The sequence below is a fragment of the Desulfomarina sp. genome, assembly GCF_054039375.1.
In genome coordinates, this window is record NZ_JBPLBA010000174.1 from 1 (window position 1) to 7,116 (window position 7,116).

At 48.8% G+C, this 7,116-nt stretch carries 6 protein-coding genes; 5 read left to right on the forward strand and 1 reads right to left on the reverse strand.

Features of this window, described 5'->3' with window-relative positions; genetic code table 11:
- Positions 1-635: fumarylacetoacetate hydrolase family protein (locus tag ACXLDX_RS10315; RefSeq protein WP_457577100.1), on the reverse strand; the 635-nt coding region annotated here is incomplete at its 3' end.
- Between the two features lie 140 nt (positions 636-775).
- Between ACXLDX_RS10315 and dapE the strand changes: the two genes are divergently transcribed.
- The 5 genes from dapE to prsR form a co-directional block, all read left to right on the forward strand.
- Complete coding sequence (gene dapE, locus ACXLDX_RS10320) at positions 776-1,900, forward strand: succinyl-diaminopimelate desuccinylase (protein WP_457577101.1); 1,125 nt, start codon at positions 776-778, stop codon at positions 1,898-1,900.
- A gap of 4 nt (positions 1,901-1,904) precedes the next feature.
- Positions 1,905-3,317, forward strand: a complete 1,413-nt coding sequence (locus tag ACXLDX_RS10325; protein WP_457577102.1) for a sensor histidine kinase — start codon at positions 1,905-1,907, stop codon at positions 3,315-3,317.
- On the forward strand, positions 3,307-3,963 hold the full coding sequence (locus ACXLDX_RS10330) for a response regulator (protein WP_457577103.1): 657 nt from the start codon (positions 3,307-3,309) through the stop codon (positions 3,961-3,963). Before ACXLDX_RS10325 ends, ACXLDX_RS10330 begins: the two co-directional genes overlap by 11 nt.
- A gap of 433 nt (positions 3,964-4,396) precedes the next feature.
- Complete coding sequence (locus tag ACXLDX_RS10335) at positions 4,397-5,425, forward strand: ethylbenzene dehydrogenase-related protein (protein WP_457577104.1); 1,029 nt, start codon at positions 4,397-4,399, stop codon at positions 5,423-5,425.
- Positions 5,426-5,773: 348 nt separating this feature from the next.
- A partial coding sequence (prsR, locus tag ACXLDX_RS10340; RefSeq protein WP_457577105.1) for a PEP-CTERM-box response regulator transcription factor occupies positions 5,774-7,116 on the forward strand: 1,343 nt, incomplete at its 3' end.

Below are 7,116 nucleotides of genomic sequence, written 5' to 3' on the forward strand. Positions count from 1 at the left end.
AGAGGCCCGACCCCGCTGGGTGTGCCGGTGACAATGATATCTCCCGGCTCCATGGTGAAATTCCTGGAGACAAAAGCCATGATCTGTTCCACCGAAAAGATCATCCGGCTGGTATTTGATTGCTGAACAATTTTGCCGTTCAACCTGGTTTCAATCTGCAGATTCTGCACATCACCTATCAGCCCCGGCGGTACAACAACGGGACCAACAGGCCCGAAGGTATCCAGGGACTTGCCGCGGAACCAGCCCGACTTATCCGAACGCTGCAGATTACGCTGACTGACATCATTAAAACAGGTAAACCCGAGGATATGATCAAAGGCTTCAGTCTCTTTCAGATTTTTTATCCGATCCTTGACAATAATCGCCAGCTCCCCTTCATAATCGGTCCTGAGATCCGGAAAATCATACTGATGAAGGAAAGCGGGAAGAATAATCGGTTCTTCAGGCGCAATAAGCACATTGGGCATCTTGGGAAAAAGAACAGGTTCCGTGGGGATTTCATCTGTAAAGTTCTGAACATTCACCGACTCGCTTTCCCTGATGTGTTCCAGGTAGTTCAGACCGAGACAGATTATTTTGGACGGTTTGACGGCAACCTCGCCGCCACCTTTTACCGGCAGAAATAAAGACATGGACGTTTACCTCGATAGTGAGTAATTTTTAAGGATAATCTCAACTATAGTAAAAACTGAGGAAAAATAACATCTGAATCCTGCCTGCTCTTTAAATGCATACTCTGCAAATATAAATTTCTTTTCAACAGAACCCGGCCATGGCAACAACCACCGAAAGCCTCTCAATAGATCTCATAAAGCGCCCCTCCATTACCCCCGAAGACTGTGGCTGCCAGAAGGTACTGGCAAAACGACTTGAAAAAAACGGTTTTCATATTGAAACCCTGCGGTTCGGCAATGTTGACAACCTGTGGGCCACCCACGGTGAGGCAGACCCGCTGTTCGTTTTTGCGGGTCATACCGATGTCGTCCCGCCGGGACCGGAAAACAAATGGAGTTTTCCGCCATTTACCCCAACCATACACAACGGCTTTCTTTATGGCCGGGGAGCGGCAGATATGAAGGGCAGCATTGCCGCGATGGTGACAGGATGCGAACAATTCCTGCACCAATATCCCCGCCACCGGGGAACAATAGGATTCCTGATCACCAGCGATGAAGAGGGAATCGCCACAAACGGAACGGCCAGAGTTGTTCAATATCTGCAGCAAAGGGGAATTACAATAGATTTCTGCATAGTGGGGGAGCCTTCAAGCCGGGAGAAGCTGTGCGACACAATCAAAAACGGTCGCAGGGGAACTCTGAACGGAAACCTGACAGTCCATGGCACCCAGGGACACGTGGCCTACCCGAAGCCGGGCAGCAACCCCATACACACCCTGGCCCCTCTGCTGCAGGAACTCTGCACAACCGAGTGGGACCGGGGCAACGAGTTCTTCCAGCCGACCAGTTTCCAGGTGACCAATATCAACAGCGGTACCGGAGCGGACAATATTATTCCCGGCGAACTGAAACTGGCATTCAATTTCCGTTACTGCACCGAAGTCACGCATACCATGCTCATGAAAAGGGTCGAAACAATGGTGCAGGACATCGGGCACACCCTCTCCTGGCGTCATTCCGGCCTGCCGTTCCTGACAGAGGCCGGAGATCTTCTCCAGGCCACCCGGGATGCAATCCACAACGTATGCGGTTATCGGGCCATCCTTTCGACGGAAGGCGGAACATCAGATGGTCGGTTTATTGCACCAACCGGTACGGAAGTCATCGAAATCGGCCCATGCAATGAAACAATCCACAGGATAGATGAGCGGGTAAAAATCGACGACCTGAACCGGCTCTCCACTGTTCATCACCATATCCTTGCAAATCTGCTCGGGTGACCCGATGGTATGGAATTTTATCCTCTACCTGCTCTATGGACTTGCCTTTTTCACCCTCGGTGTCGCCATCCTTTCCCGGGAAATACGACTGAGTGAACTGGGTATCGCGAGAATCATCCGGCTCCTTGCCCTCTTCGGCATAACCCATGGTTTTCACGAGTGGCTTGAGTTTCTCGAACATCTCTCCCCGGCAATAAAGACTCCCGCTTTTTCCCTTTTCAGACTGGGTGTTGTCAGTATTTCCTTTATGCTGCTCCTCTATTTTGGTCTCTTCATCAATATTATCACCTACTACGGGGACCAGGCCCTGAAAACCACCCCGCGAAGCGTCAAGGCGATCATCGGTTTTTCCGCCCTTTCACTTATCCTCCTGACAACTTACCTGGATATGGGGACAGGCAGAGACACAATGACCCGGACCTTTGTGGCATTTCCAGGCGGTCTGCTCTCTGGAATCGGGTTGATGCTCTATTCGCGTACAGCCAGAACATTTTCCCGGAAAGTGGCCGCCAATTTCATCCTGGCCGGCATTTTCATGATCTGCTACGCCGTATTGACCGGCCTTATCCCCTCCCAGGTTGTCGTCCCCTTTTTTAATATCAAAGTGATTTTTTTCAGAAGTATTTCAGCATTTCTCATCATGTTCTTCACCATCAGGGCCCTGTCGGTTTTCAACCTCGAACAGCATGAACTGATCAACGAGAGACTGCTGCGTTTTTCCCAGTCGGAAAAACTGACATCCATGGGTATTCTTGCGGCAGGTATTGCCCATGAGATTAACAATCCCCTTGCCAATGTCTCCCTCAATGTGGAAATGCTCAAAGACCTGACCGGTGATGATGAACGCATCGCCAGAAAACTGGAAGCCATTGAACGCAACAGCGCCCGGGCCGCAAAAATCGCCCAGGAATTGCTCCATTTCTCACGGGAAAAAGAAACAGACCTGGAACCTGTTGACATCAACCAGGTTATTGCCAGCTCCTGCAATCTGCTGCAGAATCGCGGCCGGGGGCCGGACATCAACCTGAATCTTCAGGATGTCCCGGAAATCGAGGGTATTTTCTGGAAACTTGAAGAGGTCTTTATCAACCTGCTGATGAACAGTATTGATGCATGCATGGAGGAAGACTCCATTGAGATAGAATCTTTTGTCCAGAACAACACCGTAACTGTAATACTCACTGACACCGGCCACGGCATCCACGAAAAAGATCTTTTCAAAGTCTTTGATCCGTTTTACACAACCAAACCAGTCGGCAGGGGAACAGGTCTCGGCCTGTCAGTGTGTTATAATATAATCAAACAGCATGGCGGGGAAATATCTCTTGTTTCAAGCGAATACGGTGGAACTGTTGCAACCGTTTCCTTTCCGGCAACAGACGGAAAAACCATGGGAGAACCGGCAGATGAAAGATGAAACCATTCTGGTCATTGATGATGACAGGGATCTGCGCGAATCGATAGTTGAAATTCTCGAAGACAATGGGCTGACGGCCACAGGCTGTGGAACAGCGGAAGAGGCGCTGGAAAGAATAAAAAACAACATTCCAAGTCTTGTCATCGTGGATAATATGATGCCCGGAATGGGTGGTCTGGCACTGATGCCGCTCTTGAAAAACGACTATCCCTGGTTGAAAATCATTATGATTACAGCTTTTTCGACCGTTGACAATGCTGTTGCCGCCATGAAAGGAGGTGCTGATGATTATCTGTCAAAACCGTTTAAACGCAATGAACTGCTTGTCTCTGTAAGGCAAAACCTGGAGGAGCTGAAGTTTGAGAAACAGCTCTCCGAACATGACATGGATTCCACTCTGGCCTGCCTGTCCAATGGAATAAGACGACAGATCCTGGCAACACTGGCCCAAAACCGGAAAATGCGGTTTATGGATATAACCAGGAACCTGGAAATCAGTGATCACACCAAGGTCAATTTTCATCTGAAAAATCTCAAGGCAAACAGCTTTGTCACCCAGGACAACGAAAAGAACTATATACTGACAACCCAGGGGAAAAAAATAATCGACCGCCTCCACCTCTTCCTGCAAACTCTTTCCCATTAATATTCAACAGTTATAAAAATTTTGTGAATTGTACTTCACAACATGACTCGATTCTGTGAAAAACCTTTATCTGGCAGCCTGTCCCCACCATCAATATATTCCTACAATGTAGGATTCATTTATTTCCAACTACGCATGGAATGCGGCCCGATTGGAAGTAAATAACACCAGAGAGTCAGTGTCTGTCCTGAAATGAGGATTTTTGTTCGAGATCAAGGCGCCCGAGAAATTTTGCCGCAGGCATATAATTGATATCGGAGTCTACGCTTACCTCCGAGGATAAAATTTTTCGGCCAACGCAGATATCGGGCAAAAAGACCAACTATGGACAACCACGAGTTAAGCAAACTGTGACCAGCTATCACTGGAGGGTATCTGTAAGTGTCACTGCCTGATCGGGCCGACCTGCGGTAAAAACACAAAGGAGGAACGTATGAAAAAGACAGGAGCAGTTACTCTGGCAGCCCTTTTTGCCCTGAGCACGGCAGCCTATGCTGCAGACCAGACCCTTATCAGCACCAGGGCCGATTCCCCCATTGTTCTGGACGGCATGGCCGACCAGGCATGGAGCAAGGCCAGGGCCATCACCGTTACGGTGGATGAACAGCCTTACGAACCGAGCAATGGTTACGGGGGAATGGACAGTACCGACGTCAATATCAAATCCCTGTATGACGACAAATATGTCTACTTCCTCATCACCTATAAAGACCCGACCAAGAGCATGGCCCGTTTTCCCTGGGTAAAGCAGAAGGACGGCAGTTGGAAACAACTGAAGAAAAAAGACAGTACAGGACACGATAATACCTACTATGAAGACAAGCTGGCCATGTTCTGGAATATCAGCACCAAGGGGTTTGCGGAAGAAGGCTGCATGATCTCCTGCCATCTTGATGAACCCGGTGACACTTCCGCCGGCCGGAAATACACCGAATCAGCAGACGAAACGATAGACATCTGGCACGCCAAATATGTCCGCTCCCTGCCCATGGGCATGTTCGATGACCAGTATGTGGACAACAACACCGACCCCAAGAAAAACAAGGGATGGGGAAGAAAGGGTGATACGGGTAAAGGCGGGTACAAAACGAACGCCAATGCCGATAAATCCGCTCCGGCCTACATGAACCTCAACCCGACTCAGGATGAAATGTACTACGTCATCCCCAGCAAGCGTGTACCCTTTGTTGATCATTTCAAGCCCGGCGATATCATTCCCGGTATAACCATTTCCCCCATGCAGGGCGGCAGAGCAGATATTCTCGCACGGAATCATTTTGAGAACGGCATGTGGACCCTGGAAGTCATGCGGGCCTTGAAAACAGAAGGAAAAGACGCCGAAAGACAGGATGTCCAGTTCACGGATAAGTCCAAATCATATCCGTTCGGTATCGCAGTTTTTGACAACACCCAGATCAATCATCTCTACCATACGGAAACCCTTGAGATGAAGTTTAAATAGTCCTCCGGCTGTCACTATGAACATTTTCAATCAATATATACGGATCACACACAAAACTCAGACTGACACCTGTGAACCTGGGGAAACAGGCACATCTCCAATTTGTCTGAGTTCCATGCGTAATCAGGATGTTTTTTGATTGAAAATGTTCGCCTCATCCTTTCATTACTGCCCCTCCCTTTTCTATCTGATGGGTGCCTTGGGGAATCAGAAGAATTAAAAAACTTGCCTTCCCCCGGCACACTCATTAGGGTTTTGTTATGATTTCCTTGCTTATACAAAGCTCAAAAGGTTGAAACAACCTGTTTTCTCAGGATAATTTATTTCCCTCTGCGGGCAGATTGATATATGAAACCAAAACTTCTCATCATCGAAGATGAGCTGTCTGTTGCCAAACAGTTAAGATGGGGCCTGGATAAAGAATATGACATAACCATCGCAACAACAGTGAAACAGGCAAAACCGTTACTCGCCTCAGGTGTCTTCCGGATTGCAACCCTTGATCTTGGTCTTCCCCCTTACCCGGACAGCCCGAGACAGGGGTTTTCCCTTCTGGAGGAGATTCCCGCGCTTGCTCCTCACTGTCGCATCATTGTCATCACGGGAAACGCTGAGAAAGAAAACGCAATCCGGGCTGTTGCCATGGGAGCAGCCGATTTCTGTGCCAAACCAATTGACCTGAAAGTACTGAAAATAATCCTCTCCAGGACCTTGAAAATTCATCAACTTGAAGAGGAAAACCGACAGCAGCAGTGCCGGAATTATGAAAAGGGCAAGTTCTGCGGCATGATCGGCTCCTCCACTGTCATGCAGGAGATCTTCAGGCAGTTCATCCATGCCGGGAAAACGGATTACCCTGTTCTTCTTTCAGGCAATACCGGAACAGGCAAGGAAATAGCCGCCCGGGCAATACACAGCCTCAGTTCACGATCTGACAAACCGTTTATCACAATAAATTGCGGAGCAATTCCTGAAAACCTCCTTGAAAGTGAATTGTTCGGCCACGAAAAAGGTTCCTTTACCGGGGCCGCAAAACGTAAAACCGGTAAATTTGAACAGGCCGATCACGGTACAATTTTTCTCGATGAAATCGGAGAGCTTCCCCACACCCTGCAGGTGAAACTTCTCCGCGTACTCCAGGAAGGAACAATTGACAGGGTCGGTGGAAATGAAACGATCAAACTCGATATACGCATAATTGCCGCGACAAACAGAAATCTTGCAGAAGAAACTGAAAATAATCGTTTCCGTGAAGATCTCTTCTACCGTCTCAATGTTGTGCCGATCAACCTGCCTGACCTGAAAGAGCGACAGGAAGACATTCTGCTCCTCGCCCAGGACTGCCTGAACAGGGAATCTGAAAAACTGCAGCGAAAAGCTTCATTTGCTCCCGCAGCCCTGGCAGCACGTGCTACCCACCCATGGCCGGGCAATGTGAGGGAACTGCAAAATCGTATTAAAAGAGCCCTTGGCTCGACCCAGGGCAAGATCATCTCCTTGACGGACATGGGATTTCAACAGTCCGATGTCAAAGAGGAGAACCAGAAGCTCTCTACCTTGAAACAGGCCCGCGAATCAGCAGAATACAGTGTTGTCTGCAGGGCCCTGGCCCTGAGCAACAACAACATCAGCAGAGCCGCAAAACTTCTTGAAATCAGCAGACCGACCCTGCATGACCTGATTAAAAAACA